23 protein-coding genes and 1 other RNA gene are annotated in these 22,239 nt (G+C 46.8%); 17 read left to right on the plus strand and 7 right to left on the minus strand.

The genetic code is table 11. The features are described 5' to 3' along the window. The first annotated feature begins 65 nt into the window (after window positions 1-65). The 3 genes from AC3WQ3_RS19520 (at window position 66) to AC3WQ3_RS19530 (ending at window position 1,697) form a co-directional block, all read left to right on the plus strand. A complete protein-coding gene (locus tag AC3WQ3_RS19520; protein ID WP_127536446.1) occupies window positions 66-875 on the plus strand; it encodes a YesL family protein in 810 nt (269 codons plus the stop codon). Window positions 876-926: 51 nt separating this feature from the next. Continuing rightward, window positions 927-1,119, plus strand: a non-coding RNA gene (ssrS, locus tag AC3WQ3_RS19525) — 6S RNA. 185 nt (window positions 1,120-1,304) lie between these two features. After that, window positions 1,305-1,697 (plus strand): DUF1499 domain-containing protein, encoded by a 393-nt coding sequence (locus AC3WQ3_RS19530; protein ID WP_154896022.1) that lies wholly within the window; start codon window positions 1,305-1,307, stop codon window positions 1,695-1,697. Window positions 1,698-1,770: 73 nt separating this feature from the next. Here the strand turns inward: AC3WQ3_RS19530 and tpx are convergent, their stop codons facing one another. Then, window positions 1,771-2,289, minus strand: coding sequence for a thiol peroxidase (gene tpx, locus AC3WQ3_RS19535; protein WP_154896023.1), 519 nt, complete (start codon window positions 2,287-2,289; stop codon window positions 1,771-1,773). Between the two features lie 145 nt (window positions 2,290-2,434). Here tpx and AC3WQ3_RS19540 point away from each other — a divergent pair, with 145 nt between their 5' ends. Beyond that, the gene (locus AC3WQ3_RS19540) at window positions 2,435-3,064 is read left to right on the plus strand and encodes a rhomboid family intramembrane serine protease (RefSeq protein ID WP_492473216.1); all 630 of its coding nucleotides are present in this window, start codon (window positions 2,435-2,437) and stop codon (window positions 3,062-3,064) included. Window positions 3,065-3,143: 79 nt separating this feature from the next. Beyond that, complete coding sequence (gene gltC / locus AC3WQ3_RS19545; protein WP_127536444.1) at window positions 3,144-4,055, plus strand: glutamate biosynthesis transcriptional regulator GltC; 912 nt, start codon at window positions 3,144-3,146, stop codon at window positions 4,053-4,055. A 39-nt stretch (window positions 4,056-4,094) separates the two neighbouring features. Here gltC and AC3WQ3_RS19550 read toward each other — a convergent pair whose 3' ends face one another. After that, window positions 4,095-4,775, minus strand: coding sequence for a zinc metallopeptidase (locus AC3WQ3_RS19550; RefSeq protein WP_127536443.1), 681 nt, complete (start codon window positions 4,773-4,775; stop codon window positions 4,095-4,097). A 28-nt stretch (window positions 4,776-4,803) separates the two neighbouring features. After that, entirely contained in the window at window positions 4,804-5,232 is a 429-nt protein-coding gene (locus AC3WQ3_RS19555; protein WP_127536442.1) for a MerR family transcriptional regulator, read from the minus strand. 355 nt (window positions 5,233-5,587) lie between these two features. Here AC3WQ3_RS19555 and AC3WQ3_RS19560 point away from each other — a divergent pair, with 355 nt between their 5' ends. The 3 genes from AC3WQ3_RS19560 to AC3WQ3_RS19570 are packed head-to-tail and all read left to right on the plus strand — an operon-like array spanning window position 5,588 to window position 8,853. Next, the gene (locus AC3WQ3_RS19560) at window positions 5,588-6,991 is read left to right on the plus strand and encodes an ammonium transporter (RefSeq protein WP_154896024.1); all 1,404 of its coding nucleotides are present in this window, start codon (window positions 5,588-5,590) and stop codon (window positions 6,989-6,991) included. Between the two features lie 42 nt (window positions 6,992-7,033). Next, on the plus strand, window positions 7,034-8,119 hold the full coding sequence (locus tag AC3WQ3_RS19565; RefSeq protein ID WP_419719982.1) for a DUF294 nucleotidyltransferase-like domain-containing protein: 1,086 nt from the start codon (window positions 7,034-7,036) through the stop codon (window positions 8,117-8,119). Further along, window positions 8,116-8,853 carry an exonuclease domain-containing protein gene (locus AC3WQ3_RS19570; protein ID WP_336779504.1) on the plus strand — a complete coding sequence of 246 codons (738 nt, stop codon included), beginning with the start codon at window positions 8,116-8,118 and terminating at the stop codon, window positions 8,851-8,853. The genes AC3WQ3_RS19565 and AC3WQ3_RS19570 overlap by 4 nt, the downstream gene beginning before the upstream one ends. On the opposite strand, the gene AC3WQ3_RS19575 is transcribed toward AC3WQ3_RS19570, so the two are convergent. Beyond that, complete coding sequence (locus tag AC3WQ3_RS19575) at window positions 8,839-9,327, minus strand: M67 family metallopeptidase (RefSeq protein WP_492473218.1); 489 nt, start codon at window positions 9,325-9,327, stop codon at window positions 8,839-8,841. The two genes, AC3WQ3_RS19570 and AC3WQ3_RS19575, sit on opposite strands and share 15 nt — an antisense overlap. A 243-nt stretch (window positions 9,328-9,570) precedes the next feature. On the opposite strand from AC3WQ3_RS19575, the gene AC3WQ3_RS19580 reads away from it, so the two are divergent. Next, the gene (locus AC3WQ3_RS19580) at window positions 9,571-10,119 is read left to right on the plus strand and encodes a TlpA family protein disulfide reductase (protein WP_492473219.1); all 549 of its coding nucleotides are present in this window, start codon (window positions 9,571-9,573) and stop codon (window positions 10,117-10,119) included. Between the two features lie 74 nt (window positions 10,120-10,193). On the opposite strand, the gene cimA is transcribed toward AC3WQ3_RS19580, so the two are convergent. After that, a complete protein-coding gene (gene cimA, locus AC3WQ3_RS19585) occupies window positions 10,194-11,813 on the minus strand; it encodes a citramalate synthase (protein WP_492473220.1) in 1,620 nt (539 codons plus the stop codon). A 526-nt stretch (window positions 11,814-12,339) separates the two neighbouring features. Here cimA and AC3WQ3_RS19590 point away from each other — a divergent pair. From AC3WQ3_RS19590 to AC3WQ3_RS19600, 3 genes are all read left to right on the plus strand, one after another. Further along, a complete protein-coding gene (locus AC3WQ3_RS19590) occupies window positions 12,340-13,641 on the plus strand; it encodes a DNA polymerase IV (protein ID WP_492473221.1) in 1,302 nt (433 codons plus the stop codon). Between the two features lie 118 nt (window positions 13,642-13,759). Continuing rightward, window positions 13,760-14,002 (plus strand): ferredoxin, encoded by a 243-nt coding sequence (locus tag AC3WQ3_RS19595; protein WP_062322102.1) that lies wholly within the window; start codon window positions 13,760-13,762, stop codon window positions 14,000-14,002. Window positions 14,003-14,232: 230 nt separating this feature from the next. Next, on the plus strand, window positions 14,233-15,672 hold the full coding sequence (locus AC3WQ3_RS19600) for a L,D-transpeptidase family protein (RefSeq protein ID WP_492473222.1): 1,440 nt from the start codon (window positions 14,233-14,235) through the stop codon (window positions 15,670-15,672). Between the two features lie 78 nt (window positions 15,673-15,750). On the opposite strand, the gene AC3WQ3_RS19605 is transcribed toward AC3WQ3_RS19600, so the two are convergent. Beyond that, window positions 15,751-15,888, minus strand: a complete 138-nt coding sequence (locus AC3WQ3_RS19605) for a hypothetical protein (RefSeq protein WP_164764163.1) — start codon at window positions 15,886-15,888, stop codon at window positions 15,751-15,753. Window positions 15,889-16,158: 270 nt separating this feature from the next. Here AC3WQ3_RS19605 and AC3WQ3_RS19610 point away from each other — a divergent pair, with 270 nt between their 5' ends. The 3 genes from AC3WQ3_RS19610 (at window position 16,159) to AC3WQ3_RS19620 (ending at window position 18,697) form a co-directional block, all read left to right on the plus strand. After that, entirely contained in the window at window positions 16,159-17,256 is a 1,098-nt protein-coding gene (locus AC3WQ3_RS19610) for a quinone-dependent dihydroorotate dehydrogenase (RefSeq protein WP_336780214.1), read from the plus strand. Window positions 17,257-17,394: 138 nt separating this feature from the next. Beyond that, entirely contained in the window at window positions 17,395-18,210 is an 816-nt protein-coding gene (gene yjbM, locus AC3WQ3_RS19615) for a GTP diphosphokinase (RefSeq protein WP_095288001.1), read from the plus strand. Beyond that, entirely contained in the window at window positions 18,197-18,697 is a 501-nt protein-coding gene (locus AC3WQ3_RS19620; RefSeq protein WP_336779509.1) for a DUF309 domain-containing protein, read from the plus strand. Before yjbM ends, AC3WQ3_RS19620 begins: the two co-directional genes overlap by 14 nt. Before the next feature lie 183 nt (window positions 18,698-18,880). Here the strand turns inward: AC3WQ3_RS19620 and AC3WQ3_RS19625 are convergent, their stop codons facing one another. Beyond that, entirely contained in the window at window positions 18,881-19,426 is a 546-nt protein-coding gene (locus tag AC3WQ3_RS19625; protein ID WP_336779510.1) for a thioredoxin family protein, read from the minus strand. 217 nt (window positions 19,427-19,643) lie between these two features. Here AC3WQ3_RS19625 and AC3WQ3_RS19630 point away from each other — a divergent pair, with 217 nt between their 5' ends. Both AC3WQ3_RS19630 and AC3WQ3_RS19635 read left to right on the plus strand, forming a co-directional pair. Further along, a complete protein-coding gene (locus tag AC3WQ3_RS19630) occupies window positions 19,644-21,299 on the plus strand; it encodes an RsmB/NOP family class I SAM-dependent RNA methyltransferase (RefSeq protein ID WP_492473223.1) in 1,656 nt (551 codons plus the stop codon). After that, complete coding sequence (locus AC3WQ3_RS19635; RefSeq protein ID WP_492473224.1) at window positions 21,296-22,042, plus strand: pseudouridine synthase; 747 nt, start codon at window positions 21,296-21,298, stop codon at window positions 22,040-22,042. The genes AC3WQ3_RS19630 and AC3WQ3_RS19635 overlap by 4 nt, the downstream gene beginning before the upstream one ends. Window positions 22,043-22,239: the final 197 nt, after the last annotated feature.

The raw sequence follows: 22,239 nt of genomic DNA on the forward strand, positions 1-22,239 counted from the left end.
CAATAATAAGGTATATTAATATTAGACTTCAGGTTATACGCAAGGCTGCGGAGGAGGAGAAATGTTTGGAATTTAAAGGAGCTATGGGTGGGATCTATCGGCTTACAGAGTGGATTACGAGACTGGCCGCAACCAATCTGTTGTGGGCTATTTGTTCGTCTCCGTTCTTGTTTTTCTTGATTATGAAACTGCTCGTTATGCAGCAGAACCTCGCAAATGAATCATTGCAAATGAACTGGGCTATAGCTATTGTGGCACCGCTTACACTGTTTCCGGCAACATCGGCCCTTTTTACGGTCGTTCGTAAATGGAATATGGGTGACACGGATGTACCGATCTTCCGTACATTCTTTGTAGGTTACAAAGAGAACTACAAACAAAGCTTAATCGGGGGCATATTTTACACTTTGCTTTTTGCCATCATGTATCTGGATTACACAGTATACATGACACAGTTCCGTAATATGCAGCTTGTGGGAATTATCATGCTTGTGCTGCTGTTGCTTTTGTTTGTTTCCTTGTTTAACTTTTTTTCGATGGTTGTACACTATCATATGTCAATCGGACTCATTATTAAAAATGCAGTACTCTTGACTCTGATCAGACCGTTTCGTGTGTTCTCTACATTGCTCGGAAGCGGACTATTGTTTTACATTGGATTCCGGTATCCGGTATTGTTTGTCTTCTTTATTATCAGTATCATTGCCTGGTTTGCATTCTTTAACTTCTACGCAACCTTCATGAAAATGCAGGAGCAGATGGAGAAAATGCAGCAGAAGAAGGAAGAGGAAGAAGCGGCGCAAAATGATGATGGAGTAGATAAAATCGGTGATCTTGAAGCTTCAGACGTGAAAAACGAAAATCTGCAAAAATAAAACATGGAGCGTCACCATTTACTTTTTACGCGGTTAGGGATATAATAACTGTACATCCTGCGATGTACGTTTCGGTTATTCGTTGTTTTGAACCAATGATGATGTCTTCGGGAGATCTACACAGAATGTTGCTGAAACGCCCTGTCTATACGACATGGGGACTTCAAATAATACATTATTGCGGTCACCCACCTGCTAAGCAGGTTCATAAGACAATGTAGCCGGACGGCATGGCGGGTTCCTATTTTACAAGTACAGCACCCTGACTCTTTCCTCTAATCCAGGAAGCTCAGGGTGCTTTTTATTTGAAATTTTATGTTTTGACCAGTGTATTTGCGTTAAAAGCGCGCTACGCCCTTTTGTTACTACCTGAACAATGTTACACTAGAATACATAAATGGAACGGTTACATTCAAAGGAGGAAGGGTCTTGACCTTAAAGAGAACGCTCGTCGGTATCATCCGCAGTATGGAGGGAACCAGCGATCGAGCCAAGGATCCCAAATTAAAAACACGGTATTATAATTTATCCAAAGACAGAGCCTGGGAAGAAGTTTCTTCAACATTGAAAAAGATTCCGGGTTATAAGGTGCTTCATGAGGTTCCTTCGGTCGGAGAGATTATTCTGGAAAAACGCACGACGTTTGGGCGGACCATGGATATTACAGTTTCTGTTATTTCGGTAAGTCCGGTTCGAAGTGCTGTAGACATGTATTCAGCTTCACGTGGTTCGCTTGGAGATCTGGGTTCCAATTATCGAACGATCATGAATCTGTTTTCTGTACTCGATAAGAAGCTCGCCAAATATAAGGCAAACGATTGAAATAGATGGGTGGTAAAACAAAAAGCGAGAGAAGGTGAACCTTCCTCGCTTTTGTTCTGAACGTGGATTCCTTTTACAGCAAAGCTTTTACTGCAGCAATGGCTTGCTCGAAGTTAGGGGATTCTGTCATCTCAGGCAGATATTCCACATATGTAATCCGGTCTTCCGTATCCACTACGAAGATAGAACGCATGTCCAATTGGAATTCCTTGATCAGAACACCGTAGTTTTCACCGAAAGAGCGTGTTTTGTAATCGGACAATGTTACAACGCGGTCTACACCGGCAGCTCCGCACCAGCGTTCCTGTGCGAATGGAAGGTCCACGCTTACCGTCAAAACGACAACATTGTCGCCAAGTTCTCCGGCTTCAACATTGAAGCGGCGAGTTTGGGCATCGCATACTCCAGTATCCAGTGAAGGAACAACGCTGATTAGTTTGATTTTGCCTGCGAAGTCTTTCAGGGATGCATCTTCAAGCAGATTTTTGCTCAATGTAAAATCGGGAGCTTGATCGCCCACTTTCAATTCGGGTCCGATCAATGTAATAGGGTTGCCTTTGAATGTGGCTGCGCCTGTACGTTCTTGTGCCATAATAATGTTCCTCCTTAAATTGGTGATCCGTGCCAAAATCCATTATAATCTTTTATGAAAGGCATTGTCCAATTCGGGCATGCAATTATGATAATGAAACCAAGTGAAGGAAGATCTGAACAGGGTGGAGTGAAAGGGAAAACGTATGATATTTATTCGGTATGAAAATTGGAGAAGTTATTTGAAGTTTTTCCCGCTGACGTCAATTTTGTTGGTTGCCAATGTCGTGATGTTTATATTACTTGCTGCCAATGGTGGATCGACGAATACGATGACATTGCTGAAATTTGGTGCTTTGACTAACCATGAGTTTTTCTCGGGAGAATGGTGGAGATATTTTTCGTCCATTTTTCTTCATGCAGGTTTCAGTCATCTGCTGTTTAACAGCTTTGCGTTGGTTGTATTTGCGCCTCCGATGGAGCGCTTGCTCGGATCGGTAAGATATGGCTTATTGTATCTAGGCAGCGGGGTTCTGGGTAATGTTTTGGCGCTTGCCTGGTATAACTCTGCAGGAGAAACAACAATCTCTGTAGGTGCATCAGGAGCCATTTACGGGATTTATGGTGCGTTTCTGTATGTTGCTCTGTTCCAGCGGACGATGATGGATGAAGGATCACGCAAAACGTTGTATACACTGCTTGCATTCGGTATTATTTTCTCATTTGCCATGTCGGGCATCAACTGGATGGCTCATTTGGGTGGATTGTTGGGTGGATTCTTTATTTACGGACTTCTTATCCGTTTGTGGAGGCCGAGGAAATTCAGAAAGCAATAAACACGTATGGGTGTAATGATCTGAAGACGGAATGCAGGCAGGTCTAAGAAGGGTATAGCAGATTGGAGAGATCAGGCGAGTGGAATTAAGACAGTTGCATTACTTTTTGAAAGTGGCACAAAAGGAGCATGTGACCCAGGCAGCTGAAGAGCTGCATGTCGCACAGTCAGCAGTGAGTCGCCAGATTCATCAGCTGGAGGAAGAGCTGGGTGTTGACCTCTTTATGCAAAAGGGGCGGAATCTGCAATTGACCGCAGTAGGTCAGCTCTTCTGCAAACGTGTTGAAGGGATTTTAAAGGATCTGGACAAAGCAGTCGGGGAAGTTCATGAGTTTTTGGATCCGGAACATGGTGAAATTCGTATTGGTTTTCCTCATAGTCTGGGTATCCATCTGATTCCTTCGGTCGTGGCCGCATTTCGTCAGCGTTATCCCAATGTCAAATTCAGATTTAAACAGGGTATGTATCCGACGCTTATTCGTGACGTGCTGTCTGCTGAGGTGGATCTGGCTTTCATATCACCTTTCCCGGAAAAGCATGATCAGGTCGCAGGTGATATCGTGCTAACCGAAGAATTACATGCCATTCTTCCTCCGAATCACCCGCTTGCAGGAGAAGAGGAAATCGCACTTGAACAGCTCAAGGATGATAAATTTGTACTGTTCAGCAAAGGGTACTCATTGCGTCCGATCGTCTGGCATGCCTGCCTGGAAGCAGGGTTTACACCGAAAATTGCTTTTGAAGGTGAAGAGACGGATACCATTCGCGGGTTGGTTGCAGCGGGCATGGGAGTGAGTCTGCTGCCAGAAATGGCGCTTTTCCAGACCAATCCACTACAACCGGCACATGTGGCCATTTCTCATCCCAAAGTAACGCGGACCATTGGTTTGATCCATCGTGCGGATGACAAATTGCCGCTTGTAGCACAATCATTTCGTTCGTTTTTACTTAACTACTTCGGTTTGCAGCAAAACAATACCCCATCCGAGTAAACGGTGGGGTATTGTTTTTTTTTGTTTCTATTTGTTCAATTAGTCGCGACTGTTGAAAATCCCGATGTAACGGATTAACTCAAGCAGGGAGATCAGTGCAGCGGCCACATACGTCAAAGCTGCAGCGTTCAGTACCTTGGCTACGCCTTTTTCTTCTTCATTGCGAATGTAACCTTCAGAAACCATGATTTCACGAGCACGATTGCTGGCATTGAACTCTACTGGCAATGTAATGAGCTGGAACGCAACGGTAACGGAGAAGAAGATAATACCGAGACCAACAAGGTTCATGGCATTGAAGATAAAACCGGCAATCAACAGAAAAGGTGCAAGTCCGGATGCGAAGTTCACAATCGGGAAGATCCGGTGGCGAAGTGCCAGCATCGGATAGCTTTCCTTGTGCTGTATCGCATGGCCGACCTCGTGACAGGCTACGGAAACAGCTGATATCGAATTTTCATAATATACAGGTTCAGACAATCGTACAACCCGGTTAATTGGATCGTAGTGGTCTGAGAGGGCGCCGCGAACGGGTTCAATTGGAACATCGTGCAGACCGTTGGCATCAAGCATGTGACGTGCTGCATCATATCCGGTCATGCCATTCAGGTTTTGCACGCCAGCCCAACGGTTGAATGTACTTTTAACGCGAAATTGCGCCCATAAGGAGAGCAAAAAGGCGATAATGATCAAAACGAACATACCGTTATTAAAACTCATATTCATTCCTCCGCTTTCTAATATTAAGCTACATCATGGTGTTCTCAAGCAAGATCTTCAATGCTTCCATCGTACCGGCGCTTTTCGTAAGTAGGCCTGCCATCATTTTGCGTGCTTGTACAGGTTTCATCTCGCCAAGCAGCGGTTTGAGCTCGTTGACCTCTCGCTCGAGTTGTTGTACGTGGAGCTCAAGTGTTGTCAGTTTACTGGCAACCTGCTCTTCAGTGCTAACGAGGCTCCACTTCTCAAGAGATTGTTTAATCTCGTCGAGACTATACTTCTCTTGTTTCATCTGTACAATACGTTCTAGTCTGGTTAAAGTTTCATCACTATATAGACGATAGTTTTTTTCAGTGCGCTCTTCAGGAGCGATCAAACCAAGCTTCGTGTAGTAATCAATCGTCCGTTCACTCACACCAGCGGTCTTGGCTAGTTCGCCAATCCGAAAAAGTTTCATATCCCCAATGGTATTCACCTCGCTTGCAAGTTCTAATGTAGGGAACTATTCGATTCCACGTGCGGCTTTACAGACTCCGCCCAATTTTTTTCTTACTAATAGTTATGATACATGATCTTTAACCGTACAGTCAAACGTTATGCTTTGATCCGTTGTAAATCGTGTTTCTATATCTATGTGCTCATAGGACATGAATATGTACTTAAGTGCAAGAAAAAGACGCATGACTTTATTCCCAGAAATAATTTCTGGATTTGTTTAAAATACTCTTGTCAACTTTCCTGTCTTCTGCTTATAATGACATTAAGAGTTTCACGTTATGTGAAGAAACTTAACATAAGAGGGAGTGGGGTACATGAGAAAGAAATGGTTGGTTTCGGTGTTATTAATGCTTACTTTACTGGCTTTCCCAGTCAGCGCGTTTGCTGCAGCTGAGGGGCCGACTAACATCGAACTTCAAAGCGGTCTAAACTCAGCCTTTACGTTTCTGGCTGTTGTGCTGGTTTTCTTGATGCAAGGGGGATTTGCATTATTGGAAGCAGGTTCAACGAGAATGAAAAATGCAGGACATATTGCGGGTAAGACAATCCTGACGTTGGGTATTTCGGTTATTGCCTTCTGGGCTCTCGGCTTCGGTCTTGGCTTCGGTAACGGAAACAGCTTTTTTGGAACAACAGGATTTTTCCTGAGTGGTGACCAAATGGCTGCATCCTTCGAATCACTGGCCTTCTCCGATGTCCCACTTACCATTAAATTTGTATTCCACCTCGCTTTTGCGGCGGTATCGCTGGCCATTGCCTGCGGTGGTATGGCTGAACGTGCAAAAATGAGCGTATATATTGTTTTCGGAACACTTTATACCATTATCATGTATCCGGTTGTTGCTCACTGGGTATGGGGCGGCGGCTGGCTTGCAGAGCTGGGTATGCAAGACTTCGCAGGCTCAACTGTAGTTCACTTGACGGGTGCAACAGCTGCATTGGTAGCTACGATCCTCTTGAAACCGCGTATTGGTAAATATAACAAAGATGGCAAACCTAACATCATTCCAGGTCACAACCAAGTATATTCCGTGCTCGGCGTAATCATCCTCTGGATTGGTTGGTTCGGCTTTAACCCAGGTAGCACATTATCTGCTATGGGCGATGGATTCTTCGGTTATGTTGCATTGACTACAAACGTTGCCGCAGCTGCTGGTGGTGTTGCTGCACTGCTGATCTCGTGGGCAGTTCTTGGTAAATCCGATATTCCAAGCATGTTGAACGGTGTTCTTGCGGCACTCGTTGCGATTACAGGTGCTTGTGCCTTTGTAGAACCTTGGGCAGCTCTGGTTATCGGTGCTTTGGCAGGTATTATTACATTCTTCACGGCTCAATACTTCGATCGCAAAGGAATTGACGATCCAATCTACGCTTTCTCCGTTCACGGTATCGCTGGTATGTGGGGAGCGATTTCCACAGGATTGTTCGCAACTCCGGAGCTTGCTGAAAATGCAGGTGTAGGTCAAGCGGGTTTGTTCTACGGCGGTGGATTCCACCAGCTGGGAGTTCAGCTCTTGGGTCTGGCTGGCGCATTCGCCTTCGTACTGGTTGTTTCCTTCATTATCCTTGGCGGAATGAAAGCCATCATGGGTATCCGTGTAACTGAAGAAGAGGAAACCATGGGTCTGGATCTTAGTGAGCACGGTACTTACGGGTACCCTGAGCAAATGAAAAGTATTGAAGGTAAAACGAGCGGTGGCGGTACGTTCAGCTCCTAGGGTGAATGATGACTGAATCACGCTTCAAGGAGGCAGGACATGATGGAACCTATCCCGTTTATAAACCATTCTTGGTCCTATCAAGGGATCGATGGTGCCGCTTCTTCCGAGGAGCTGCGTCAGGCACGTGTAGTTTTGCAGAATGAACTCCAGGAATTGTTGTCCGCTTCCTTGTCGCCGATCGAGTGGTACCAAACGGTAAATGAACTGCATGACCGGATATACCGGAAAGCAGTAGAGTTATGCATCCAGGGGATGGTAGAGGAAGGCTTCGGCCAGCCTCCCGTCCCCTATGCCTTTATCGTTTTTGGCAGTTCAGGCAGGGAAGAAGCTACATTATGGAGTGATCAGGACAACGGCATGATCATCAGCGATAACCCGCATGAGGGAAAAGAGGAGTATTTTGCCCAACTCGGGGGACGAATGGCTGATATGCTTGAAGAGCTAGGCTATGCCAAATGTGAAGGGAAAGTGATGTGTTCGGAGCCGTTATGGCGCAAAACACTGGAATCCTGGAAGGAACAGCTTCGGTCGTGGAGGTCGGATCTGGCGTGGGAACCTGTACGCAATTTGATCATCGCTTCGGATATGCGTTTTGTGGCAGGGGAGAAAGGTCTGGCGGATGAATGGATTGCTGCCTTCTATGATGGGTTCAGAGCCGTTCCCGAGCTATCTGATGCTGTGCTGCGCAATACTGTTAAACACAAGGCAACCCTGAATATTCTCGGTCAGGTGGTCACAGAAAGGTTTGGAGAGCATGCTGGCGGTTTCGACGTCAAGTATGGACTATACATTCCGCTGGTAAACAGTGCACGTTTCCTGGCACTCCAGCATGGAATCAAGGAAACATCTACGCTTAAGCGAATACAGAGATTGGTGTCCCTTGAAGCGGTTCCCCTCACGTTGCTTGATGCGGCAGGGCGTGCTTTTATGATTGCACTGAAGTTTCGACGCAGTACACCGGTAGTCATTAGAGGTGGGCTGCAGCAGAGCAGTGGTTTTCTGGATGAGAAACAAATGAAGCAAAAACAGATGCATTATGAACTGCGGGATACATTAGGACAGGTGCGACGTGTGCATCGTGCACTGCAAAGACAACTTCGTTTTGCAGAAAGGAGACGTCCATGAGAGAGCCGGCAAGGGGCAATACTGGATTTTGGAATTCGCTGCGTCAGGGAGGGGTTCCTTCTGCCATCGCTTCCATAATGGGGGCCCCAACGGCGCAACACATGGCGTTCATTCGCTCAATGATGAGGGAGCAGCGCAGACCGGAAGTTCTGCATACGCCGCTGAATGAATTGGATGCTGTTGTGTTCGATTTGGAGACGACAGGTTTTTCTCCGCAGCATGGAGATGAGATTCTATCATTTGGCGCCGTGCGCATCAGTGGTGGTGTAGTGCTGGAGGGAGAACAGTTTTATACACTCGTTCAATCCAAAGCTGCAGTACCAGAACACATTACCGAACTTACAGGTATCACACAGCAGATGTGCGTTGATGCACCTACACTGCTGGAGGGGCTGCATGATTTTATGTCTTTTGTTGGAGGCAGTGTACTGGTTGCACATGCAAGTGCGCATGATCGGGCATTTCTGAATGCTGCTCTGTGGCGCACCTCCAAGGTCAGACTGACTCATCGGCTGATCGATACCATGATGCTGGCTCGATGGCTGGAGCCGGACAGACCGGGATATGGTCTCGATGAACTGCTGGAATCAAGGGGGATCCCGATATACGGACGCCATCATGCATTGGAAGACGCCAAGATGACTGCGCAGCTATGGTCCTGTTATTTGGAGGATATGACTCGTAAAAATATAGAAACACTGGGTGACTTGTACACCCATTTAAGTCATGCGTAGTTGTGCTGGCTGGACATCATAGCACTTTTGCTGATGTGACTTACTTGGGTCTTCCACTTTGTACAGGATCTCATAACCGTTCAAATGCATACTAGGTTCAGACTTGCTTGTCAGAGCAGGCGTGCCAATCAGATACACCTTGATTAACTCGGCGTAAGCTGGAAGGGCCATAAGGTCCTGATGGGACGGTACGGGACTGGTTCGCGGATGTGAGTGGAAGATACCAATGAGCTGTGGCTCGTTATATATGCAACGAATCCATTCCTCCTCATCCAGGCTGAAGTGATGCAGCGGGTTAGGCGCAACGTTGCGAATTGGCTGAAACCGACTGATTCGTATGCCGCCCGCTGCAGCTTCACCCAGCACAACCCCGCAGGCTTCCTGCGGCAGCGAATCGTACATGTGTTTCGACATTTCTTGCTCTACGGAAGAAGAAATGAAGATCGTGTTTTGCTGTCCGTGAAGTGCTGCCATTTTGTATTCACCCCTCTCTCTTTGGCTCCTGCTTAGGCAGGGGTCCTTTTTTTGTTTGAATTTGTATGATCCTTGATTGTAAAATTTTAAAGGAAAAGGGTACAATATTAAAGAGATTATTTTACAACAAGGATTAAGTGACATCACCACGTGCAAGCGTATCAAGTGATTAGGACCACTTGCAATGAGTGACGGTAATAAAGTTATACCCGAGATGCTGATTCTACGAGAAGGTGGCTAGCCATGAAACGAAACATATACATACTGCTTGGTGTTGTATTGCTCATTGGGGTTGCACTGGCTCAAAATGCAGATAACGGAATCGCTGCCGTGTTTAAACAAGAAGAGCCGCTTCCAACCGAAACAGGACCGAGAGCGGGATTGCTGGCCCCGGGGTTCACTCTTAAAGGCATGGATGGAAAAACATATACCGCAGGAGGAGCAAAGGAAAAGGCTGTATTTGTCAGCTTCTGGGCTTCCTGGTGTGAACCCTGCAAGGAGGAAGCGCCAGCGCTTAATACCTTAGCAGCTAAATATAAAGATGAAATGGATATGTATGGAGTCAATGTAACCCCTTACGATAAGCTGAAAGATGCGAAAGCTTTTGTGGAGGAATACAAACTGACGTTCCCTATTTTGCTTGATGAAGATGGGGAAGCCTATGCAAAATATAACGGTGTGGCTTTTCCCACAAATGTGCTGATTGACAAGAATGGAGTTATTCAAGAAGTCATACTCGGCATTTTGCCTGAGAAGGAATTGGAGCGTAAAATCAAGAAAGTCATCAACTAGTGAATCGTATAAAAAGCGCCTGTCCCCAGTGATTTTGGAGGCAGGCGCTTCGTTTATTTTCCGGGAAATAAGCGTTAATGGTTGCTTAATCCATGCATGGCTGTGTGAACAACATTCGGCTCGTCCTGTAACTTTTCCTGAAGCAGGGCATAACGGAAACTGTGAACAAGGGCTTCCCAGCTAGCTTCAATGACGTTTTCGGAAACGCCGACCGTATTCCATGTATTCTCTGTATTTTTCGATTCAATTAATACACGTACTTTGGCTGCCGTGGCATCCTTCTCATCAAGTACACGAACTTTATAGTCAGAGAGATGCATGTTAGCAAGCGAAGGGAAATATTGGACAAGTGCTTTCCGAAGAGCGTTATCGAGAGCATTGACCGGACCATTGCCCTCCGCAGCGGTATAAACGCTTGTTCCAGCGACATTGAGCTTAACGAATGCTTCGGAGACAACGGACTTGTCGGCTGCTTTTTCCACGAGCATTTTGAAGGATTCGAATGTGAACAGTTCCTTCATATCTCCGTTTGCTTCGCGAATGAGCAGCTCAAGGGAAGCGTCTGCACCTTCAAACTGATAACCTTGATGCTCCAAATCTTTGATTTTTTCAATGATCTGGCGTGAATTGGCGCTGCTTGGATCGAACTCCAGTCCAAGTTCCTGTGCCTTGGAGACGATGTTGCTCTGCCCAGCCAACTCGGAAACGAGTACACGCTGTTTGTTCCCGACAAGTTCAGGTACGATATGTTCGTAAGTACGGGAATCACGCAGGATAGCAGAGACGTGAATGCCGCCCTTATGAGCGAAGGCCGCATTACCAACATAAGGCTGGTTGATCGGCATATTCACATTGGCAATCTCGCTAACATAGCGGGCTACGTTTGTGAGCTGTCTCATCGAATCTTCGGACACGCATTCATATCCAAGCTTGAGCTGTAGGTTCGGAATAATGGAAGCCAGATTGGCATTGCCGCAACGTTCTCCATAACCGTTCATCGTGCCTTGAACCTGTCTGGCACCAGCTTGTACAGCACTAAGCGTATTGGCAACAGCCAATTCACAGTCATTATGTGTATGGATTCCGAGATGAGCATGAGGGAGACTTCCAGAGAGTCTGGATACAATCTCGTATACTTCATGCGGCATGGTTCCGCCGTTGGTATCACACATCACGAGCCAGTCTGCACCAGCTTCATGAGCTTTCGTTAACACAGCTTGAGCATACTCCGGGTTATGCTTGAATCCGTCGAAGAAGTGCTCGGCATCGAAAATAACTTCCATTCCATTTTGCTTCAAATAAGCAATGGAATCATAGATCATGGATAGATTCTCTTCTATAGTGGTTTGCAAGGCGGTATGGACGTGGAAATCCCACGATTTACCGACCAATGTTGCTGCTTGTGCACCGGATTCGATCATCCGTTTCAAATTGGCGTCTTCGCTGGCGATGCTTCCTTTGCGACGTGTACTGCCAAAAGCAACGACCTTGGCATTGAGATTTAATTCTTTCACTCTTTTGAAAAACTCAATGTCCTTGGTGTTGCTGCCGGGAATTCCGCCTTCAATATAATGAGCACCTAGGTCGTCGAGTTTCTTGGCAATTTTAAGCTTGTCATCTGCCGATAAACTGACACCCTCCCCTTGTGTGCCGTCACGTAAAGTCGTATCGAAGATGGAAATGGCCTTTGACATGAAGATCCTCCTTTGAGATAAAGCGCTTTTTAAAAAGTTGAATGTTGCGTTGGAAAAGTGTCAAATAAGTTAGCACGTGAATCCTTCGGTTCTGCAACGCTACACTGTGTTAAACTCCATGCGTTGATTTGTCCTAAAGTCGCGAATTTGTATAATTAATTATTATAGCACCATTATGGCCAAATGCTACACAGAAATCGCAGTTTCGTGTAACAAATTTTTGTTTCTCGATGATCGGATAAGTGATTGATATCTAAATGTATGTTATATTGAAGTTTAACTGGTAAATGGGATATATGGAAAAGAGGAGGGACATGAATGCATTTTGTATGGGAGAATACGGTTATTGCCTTGATTTTTTTAATTCTTTTGGTGAGTGTAGGGTGGCTAATTATTCGATCAATCCTCCGGTCTACTCGAAAATAGGAAAATAACAAACGTAACTGATTTTACATAACGAACTTGATATAATAGGGTGAATAGATATTTAAGCTTCATTAACTAGAGTACGAAAGGGCGGAGGTACATGTCTGGGGATGAAACCCGTCACACGAATGTGGATCGATATTATCCTGCCGCCGGAAGGGTCATTTTGCATGTCGACATGAACGCATTTTATTGCTCGGTGCATGAAGCCGAAGAGCCGGAACTATACAGAGGTAAAGCAACAGCTGTAGCTGGCAGCAGTGAAGTAAGAAAAGGCGTTATCGTAACGTGTTCATATACGGCTCGAAGAAAAGGCATCTCGACAGGCATGGTCGTCCATCAGGCGTTGAAAAAATGTCCGGAATTAATCGTAATTCGTCCTGATTTTCATCTATATCGTCAATATTCAAGAGCATTTATGAAAATAGCCTACAGTTATACACCACTGCTGGAGGCAACCTCAATAGATGAATGTTATCTGGATATCACAGGCTCTAAACAGTTCGGTACACCCATGGAAATTGCGGTTAGCATCCAGCAACGAATTCGGGAAGAACTGGGACTTCCATGTTCCATCGGCATTGCACCCAACAAATTGCTGGCAAAGATGGCTTCCGATCTGAAGAAACCTAACGGCATTTCCATCTTGCGAATGAGGGATGTACCTCAGATTCTCTGGCATAGACCCTGCAATGAGTTGTTCGGTATTGGCAAAAAGACGGCTGAAAAACTGAAAAAGCTTGGCATTGAAACCATAGGACAGCTTGCAAAATCGGATGAGCGGATGCTGACGGATGTATTCGGAGTTAACGGTACCTGGCTGAAGAATTCAGCCAATGGCATCAATCATTCTACCGTTCAGGCAGAGCGGGAAGCGAACAAATCCATTGGGCATACCACGACGCTACCAGCGGACATTACCGAGATGGAGGACGTACACCGTGTACTGCTCAACATTAGTGACCAAGTGGCCAGGCGTTTGCGCAAGCACGAGATGCTGAGTCAGGGGATTCAGATTACAATCCGAACACCGGATATGAAAACCATCACCCGTTCACGGATGATGGAAGTTCCTACGGAGGATGCAACGGTAATCTACCGGGAAGCCTGCGCTTTATTTGCCAAGCACTGGAGTAGTGGGAAGCCTGTACGCATGCTGGGAGTTACCCTTCAGAATTTGATTCCACGTGAGGAATCAGCTGTACAGCTGGATCTGTTTGAATACGAACAGAAGCCGAAAAAGGAGAATCTGATTCGCATTATGGACCAGCTGCGTGACAAATTTGGAGAGAATGCTGTTGTAACAGCGGGCATGCTGGGGGATGACCCTTCCGTTTTGCTCCGTAATCACAAGGTGAGGGGCACGTCTTTGCAAAAAGATAACTTGCAAAGTCTTGATTAAATAGGGCATAATATACTCTTGATGTTGTCAAAATAATTTGAAATTACTTCTACTTTGGTTTAATATGTTTTCTAGATAAAAACACTGTACGTTTCGAATTTTAGGAGGAGAGATTGTAATGAGTAAGTACACTTGGGTTGAAAAAGACACATGTATTGCATGTGGTGCTTGCGGAGCAACGGCACCTGACATTTATGACTATGATGATGAGGGCTTGGCAGAAGTGATTTTTGATGGCGATGCTAACCAAGGAATCAAGGCTATCCCGGACGACCTGTTCGACGATATGCAAGATGCCTGTGATGGCTGCCCAACGGATTCCATCAAAGTAGCGGATGAACCTTTCAACAAAGAAGGCTAATCATACACCATATAACCAGGAAGAAGCACATTCCTCTGTCTTAGGGCAGTGGGACGTGCTTTTTTAGTGCGTAGAAATTCATGTTGGTGCGGGTTCTATAGTTGAAGGGTTGTGATATTTTGTCGAATGCTTTGCGTTCCATCCGGGTACTCAAGTCCTATGGATTTCATTCCGTCCTATGCCGATATAAAAGATAGTAACGGAAAAAGCGGAATCAAGCGGAGGATCGGATGCAGAATACTCACCTAAGAACATATGTTAAGAAACATCCTGATAATAAAATGGCCTGGTATTTGCTCGGTAAGGAGTATGTGCGTGAAGGTCAGGAAGGCAAGGCCAACTATTGTTTTCAGCAAGCGGGCGAAGTTTACGAAGCATTTGAACGGAGTAAGGCTCCTGCAGACATATGGGTGGATTATCAAAACAAGCTGGTGGAGATGGGAGAACAGAAGGAGAGGAAACAGCGCATTCGCAAAATGTGGCTGACCCTGCTGATGCTGCTTGTGCTTGCTCTGGTACCGCCTGCAGATGCTCCAGGATTCAATCGTGATGCAGCTGAAGCGTTGGCATCGGCTTTGGAAACCGGGGATGATGATTGGGCGGATGGCCCAATCTCTGATGATCATGAAGCTGCTTCGGCTCCTATCACCAATTCGAATGTTTTTACAGCTGCGAGATTCGGAGGGAACCAGCAGGGAGAAACTGCGCTCGCTGCTGCATGGTCGGGTGCGGGACCTAAGGTGGAGACATCGGCTGTTCTGGGCATGCAGACTTCTGACGAATGGGCGTTATGGAAACGGAATATGCCGGTAAAATATATTGTGCAAACAAATAGCAGCGGCAGATTAACAGCCCAAAGTTACGATGCCGACCAGTGCAACTGCGAACCGCCCGAGGTTTCAAAAGACATCAAGCAGCTTGCACAAGTGTGGACAGCCAAACAAGAATCAGCGGCTTCGTTGTCCAGTGCAATCCATACATACTATAAGCAAAACAAAACCTGGCCCAAAAACGTAAGTCAGCTTGCGCAGCCTTTTCCAAACAACATTTTGGGTGAGACAGCACCGGGCATGAAAGACATGTTTCCTGCAATACTTGCGATGCAGAAGCAAAGAAAGGAAGAGGCAGGTCAACAAGCCGGTCAGGAACAAGCTGGGCAATCACCTGCTCTGCAAGCGGGTGGTCCATTTGCAGATACGCTTGGAGGGGAACTCTTTTTACAAGATCCATTGGAGATCGTAGTCGATAAAAGCAACCACAGACTTGCGTTGATTAGCGGTAATACCATTATTCGCAATTATGAGGTCGGGTTAGGGGGAGGGCGAACACCAGAAGGCAGTTTTGTCATTACGGACAAAGTCGTGAATCCAAATGGTCGCTCTGATGGAGAATTTGGTACAAGAGGCATGCAGCTGTCGGATACAAATTATGCCATCCACGGGACCAACGAGCCTGACAGTATTGGGCTGGATGAGTCCCTTGGATGTGTGAGAATGAGTACTGGGGATGTGGAGGAACTGTTTGCACTCGCACCTCAGGGCACCCCGGTACGCATTGGAACGAATCTTCTGCCAAAGACCATCCTTGTACCGGAATCGAAGGATCGCTATCAGCATACGCTTGTTCCCAAACAGAACAATCCAAACAAGACGTATCATTGGCTGAACTAATCGATTCCTGTAATCTGTTACGATGGCGTGTACTCCAGCTAAAGCATTATGTACTGGACTGGCAGTCGGTTTGACCGTTTACATATTGGCGATAATGATGAGTGCGCCGATAATAATGATCAATCCGATGACGCTGGCCGCTGTCCAAGCAATGGCTTTCCGATTGACTTCTTCTTTCTTTTGCTGCAAAGCAGGCGGTTTACGTTTGGGAGCCATGGGCTGTCCCTCCTTCGTTCATTGGTACTGGTGTATCGTTGCCATGCTCCCATTGTAAAGAATTCACCTCGTCATTTCCAGTATGCGGGATTATTTCTTCCATAAGGTTTAAAGTGGTTTGCAGACTTGGCTAAAATGAGGATGTCTATGCGCAAACTACTTTCCTTTTGATGAAGAAACGGATAGACTTGTGTGTAGAGTGTTTTTTTACATATGAAAAAGACGGGAAAGCATATTTACGGCGTACCGGACGAGAACGGAGTGAGTGATTTGTTATATAGAAGTCTTGCTAAACCCTTGTTGTTCAAAATGGACCCTGAACAGGCCCATCATCTAATTATTGGCGGCCTTAGCGGCATGGGCAGTATTCGCCCGGTGCCTTCCGGCTTGCGGGTGATGTATGGCGTGCGTGAAACGGAAGATCTGGCTGTCGACATGTTCGGCTGTCATTTTCCCACCCCAGTGGGCCTTGCAGCAGGTCTGGACAAAAATGGACAGGCCGTAACGGGTTTCTCATCCATTGGATTCGGGTTCATGGAAGTCGGCACCGTAACACCGCTCGCGCAGCCTGGCAATGATCAGCCACGTCTGTTCCGTCTGCCTCCAGATGAAGCTTTGGTGAACCGGATGGGGTTCAACAACCTTGGGGCGGAAGCAATGGCAGGTGAATTGGCACGTCTGAAGGAGCGTCGTATTCCCGTTGCAGTCAACATCGGCAAAAACAAAGCTACACCTAATGAAGAAGCACACCTGGATTATGAAAAATGTATTCGGGCGCTGTATGCTTATGCGGATTTGTTCGTCGTGAATATCAGTTCACCAAATACACCGGATCTGCGTAACCTGCAACATGGGAATGAATTGAAGGAACTGCTTGCAGCCGTGATGAGTGAAATGGAAGCACAACGCACAAAAGCAGGCGGGTCGGTCAAATCGGTTCTGGTCAAAATCGCACCGGATGTCAACGACCAGGAGCTTGAATATATGGTCAGCACGATCGCGGATAGCGGTGTTGCCGGCATCATTGCCACTAACACGACGGTTAACCGGGAGGGTCTATCCCATCAGCATGCCAAGGAAACCGGTGGACTCAGCGGTAAACCGCTGCGGGATCGTTCCACGGAGGTAATTCGGCGCATCTATCGTCAAACCGAAGGGAAACTTCCGATTATCGGTTCCGGAGGTATTTTTACAAGCGAAGACGCATACGAAAAAATTAAAGCCGGTGCAAGTCTGGTGGAAATATACACAGCTCTGATCTATGAAGGACCTGAGGTGAATCGGCGTATCCATGCCGGATTGCGTGAGCTATTGCGCAAAGACGGTTATCGTCATATCTCCGAAGCTGTTGGTGCAGAGCACAGATAAGAACATAAAGGATAAGAAGTTCCCCGGAGCGAAAATATAGAAGCTTGGAAGAGGATTGCGTACGGGACTCTTCCCCCCGCTGAACATCATGTATAATAGACTAGAACAGGGGACGCTATAGAGACAGGAGGCATAAGCATGGACGGTAGAGACTGGGGTACATTTTTACTTCCTTATGAACAAGCGGTAGAGGAATTGAAAGTCAAATTCAAGACAATGCGAGCGGAACTGAAGAAACGGGAAGAATACGCCCCGATTGAATTCGTTACCGGTCGTGTCAAAAAAATATCCAGCATTTTGGAGAAATCCAGACGTCTGAATGTGCCACTAGATCAGGTAGAGACGGGAATTGAGGATATTGCAGGAATTCGTATTATGTGTCAATTTGTGGATGATATTCGAAGAGTGGCGGAGTACATCCGCGCACGCAAGGATTTAACGGTATTGATTGAGAAAGATTATATTACGAACTTCAAAGAGAGCGGTTATCGCAGTTTCCATATGATTATTGAATATCCTGTTCAGACGGCTCTGGGACAGAAGAAAGTGCTGGCCGAGATCCAAATCCGGACGCTGGCCATGAACTTCTGGGCTACGATTGAGCACTCGCTGAGCTATAAATATCGGGAAAGTCTGCCGGATGATATGCGGGCAAGGCTGAAGAAAACGGCAGAAGCCGCTTTTGTATTGGATAATGAGATGTCAGCCATTCGGCTGCAGATCCTCGAAGCGCAGAAGGAGTTTGAAGATGATTCAAACATCGTCTCCAAGACACTGTCCATCATACATCAGTTGTATTTCTACCATCTCGTCAATGAGGCCATTGAGGCTCAGAAGCGCTTTAACGACTGCTGGGAGCGTCATGACATGGAAGCACTTAAAGATTTATTGGATGATGTGAAGGCTCTTCTGAATTCGGCTAGGAAGGGCGAAAATCCCGATGAGCAGCTATGAGCCGCTGTATATTGATTATTTGATCTATTTTAACCGTGATCAGGACTACTTCGAATGCCATGAGGTTTTGGAAGAGTTGTGGCTGGAACTAGATCGGGATCCTTTTTATAAAGGCTTGCTGCAGATTGCAGTTGGCTTATATCATTTCAGAAACAGCAATCTTCGTGGAGGGCGGATGATGTTACAGAGTTCGGTTGATCTGCTGGAGCATTATCCTGAACGTACAAAAGGGATTGAGCTTGGAGAATTGGTCGAGGAAGTGAAGGGACTGGTCAGCGGACTAGCGGGTCCTGAATCGCAGCATTTTCCATATAAGGATCTGACCATACGGATCTGGGATGAGACACTGACTAATGCATTTCAAGAACGATCTAAGGAACTGAAACCCAACATTCCGCAGCGTCGCAGCCCGACGCGGGGACGCATCTATGAAGAGAAAATGAAAGCAATGCAGCAGGCGAACAATTTTGGTGAAAATCAGAATTAGTATAGATGGCATGATGCATATCGGATATAACATAAATCACCCCGGCTGAACCTTGGAAAAGGATCGGCCGGGGTGATTTTTTGGTCTGCGTTTATTGGCTATGAAGCTCAGAGTAAATATGGAAGAGCCTGTCCACATGCACCACTTGAAGTGAGATGTTGATTTGTAGTCAACGATTACTTCTTAGCTTGCCGAAGCAGCTGAGCTGCCTTTGTACTTGTCAAAAAATTGTCTGTAGTCATCCAGCGTATAACCGTTGTCACTACCATTCTCCTGAAGTCCGCCAACCATGCGATCCTTCTCTACGCCATCTTGATAATAAACCAGCGTAGGTGTAAATTCGATATTATAATCTGTCCAGCCGGAATCGAACTCACGCAAATTGAATTGTGGCAGCTCAATACCTACTTCGTCTACCAGCGGCATCAACTGTGGTGTCGTTGCCCGGCAATGTGAGCAATCGGAGGCAAAGAAATAAACGAAAAAGCTTTCCTTATTATCAATCTTGGATTTGAGAGCATCCGGCAGAATAATCTGTTGGTAGTTAGGATCATCGAGCAATTCGCGTGTAGCTGGGTTAAGCTTGGAAGCTGCAATACCATAAGCATTCTCCACAGCGTCCATTTGTTTCTTGGATTGTTGGTTTACTACGACAAGCGCTGCAATTAGGACCACGAATATACCCAGGAAAATCAGGATTGAGGCACTCTTCTTTTTCTTCGATTTCATTGGACATCCCCCATCGATCATATCAAAATATAGTTTTGGCAAAAATAAAGGTTGGGATAATATACATAAACACCCGTTTTTTGCACGAGAATCAACCTACTTGTCATTATACAACATTACACGCTGTAGTGGAATATGCAGCGAATCAATAGGAAAGCTGCACCAGGATATGATAACATAGAACAATATGCATTTTAACAGGACAGGATGAGTGAATATGGCTGTACAGCTACCTTCAATCTTCGCCGAGCGCATGAAAAGCTTGCTCGGAGACGAGTTTGAACAATTTATGAAATCATATGAACAGTCTCCGCATGCGGGACTTCGAGTGAATACGTTAAAAATATCCATGGAGCAATTTGGTGAAGTGGCTCCATTTGATTTGCGGCCCATTCCGTGGTGCGGGACGGGCTTTTATGTGCCGCATGGCGTGAAACCAGGCTTACATCCGTACTATCATGCAGGTCTATATTACATTCAGGAACCAAGCGCGATGGCTCCGGTGGAGCTGCTTGACGTTCAGCCAGGGGATCATGTACTGGATTTGTGTGCAGCACCCGGCGGCAAATCTACCCAGATCGCAGCAAAGCTGCAGGGTAAGGGTGTGCTGGTGACCAATGATATTCATTCCGAACGGACCAAAGCACTTGCCAAAAACGTAGAGTTGTACGGTGTGCGAAATGCTGTTGTCCTGAATGAGTCTCCGGAACGGATTGCCGGTGCATTTCCGCATTATTTTGATAAGGTACTAATTGATGCTCCTTGTTCAGGAGAGGGAATGTTCCGAAAAGATGAAGACATGGTGAAGTCATGGGAGCATCATTCGGTAGAGAAGTGTGTGCTAATGCAGCGAGATATTCTGGAGACAGCTGCGAAGCTGCTCGCTCCGGGAGGAACGATCGTATATTCCACGTGTACGTTTGCGCCGGAGGAAAATGAAGCCATGATCGCCGAATTTCTGAATCTCAATCCAGACTTCACTGTTCATGATATTCCGGGAACAGCCGGTTTTGCTCCGGGAAGACCGGATTGGGTACGCCAGATGCTGCCTGAAACGGCAGAAAAAACAGGTGCTGTACTGGATCAAACACGTGGTACAGCGAGATTATGGCCTCACTTGTTGGAAGGCGAAGGGCATTATGTAGCTGTTTTGCAGCATCGTCCTGAGTCTACTGCAGAGGGGATCAGCGGCGTTGAGGATGAGAAGGAGACTGTATCCAAGGTCCCCGAGGATCAAGGGATTGCTGTAACTCAGCCGCTCAGCAAAGCGGACCGAAAACGCGAACGATTGATGAGAACTGAATCGAGAGAACGGAATGAAAGACCAGCTCGAGGTGGCAAAAATGAGGGGAAAGCGGGAAGGAATAACGAGCGTGATGCGCGTAAGTCCAATCGTGGAAAAGGTCGAGGAACCGATCACGTGAACATTGACCCGGGGGCTGTGTATCAACAATTTATAGAGGAGCATCTGGATCTCGAACTCCCTGGGGAAACAGTATTTTACGGGGACCGTGTATATCAATCGTCTGTTGGTGCATCGCTTCTGGAAGGTCTCAAAGTGATCCGGCCCGGATGGTTTATGGGTACCGTAAAAAACGGAAGGTTTGTCCCGTCTCATCCACTGGCTTGTGCGTTGAACCGTTCTGAGGCGAAAAGGGTTATAAACCTAGCTTCTGCAAGTGGAGAAGCGGTAAGGTATCTGAAGGGTGAAACGCTGAATATCGAAGAAGCGCGCGTGGAGTCTAAGGCTGGGGTAGCTGCCAAAGGTTATGCGCTGGTATGCGTCGATGGGTATGCTCTTGGTTGGGGCAAATGGCTGGATGGCGTGCTGAAAAATGAGTATCCGGCTGGCTGGAGGTGGACATCGGTATGAGTGACAAAGGAAAGAAAACACAGCGTCTTGACAAAATACTAAGTCACATGGGTGTAGGTACCCGAAGTGAACTCAAAAAAATGGTAAAGCAGGGCAGAATTTTTGTCGATGGCCAAGCTGTGAAGGATAGTGGTATGCAGGTGAATCCAGAGAGCAATGTCATTGAAGCCGATGGAGAGCGTATCGTGTACCGTGAAACGATCTATTTGATGCTGCATAAACCTCCGGGCGTTGTGTCGGCAACGGAAGACGCTAGGGATAAAACGGTTCTGGATCTCCTACGCAAAGAGGACAGAGTATTCGATCCGTTCCCGGTAGGGCGGCTCGATAAAGATACAGAAGGATTGCTCATTCTGACGAATGACGGTCCGCTTGCGCATGATCTGTTATCTCCACGCAAGCATGTACCCAAAACATACGAAGCCCGTGTATTGGGGAAAGTGGATGACGAGGATGTTCAACGTTTCAAGGCGGGCATACAGCTGGATGACGGTTATGAAGCCATGCCAGCCGAATTGACCTTGCTTCATCATGAGGAGACGGAGGAGGGAGTGATCTCTTCGATCTCTCTCATTATTCACGAGGGCAAATTTCATCAGGTAAAACGGATGTTCCAGGCTGTAGGCAAACGAGTGGTTTATTTGAAAAGAGTAGCCATGGGCGACCTTCAGCTTGATCCAGAGCTTCCGATCGGCAGGTACCGCGAACTAACCGCAGACGAGCTGGCCAGTCTGCGTAAGTAAAGCTCCCGCCCTTCGCGGAGCGTAGCAGGGAGCCCGGGCAGGGGGCGAAGCCCTGCCCACACCGCCGCAGGCGCAAGCTCCCGTCCTTCGCGGAGCGGAGCAGGGAGCCCAGGCAGGGGGCGAAGCCCTGCCCTCAGCGTCGCAGGCGCAAGCTCCCGCCCTTCGCGGAGCGGAGCAGGGAGCCTGGGCAGAAAGCG

It is taken from the genome of Paenibacillus sp. FW104-T2, assembly GCF_058789975.1.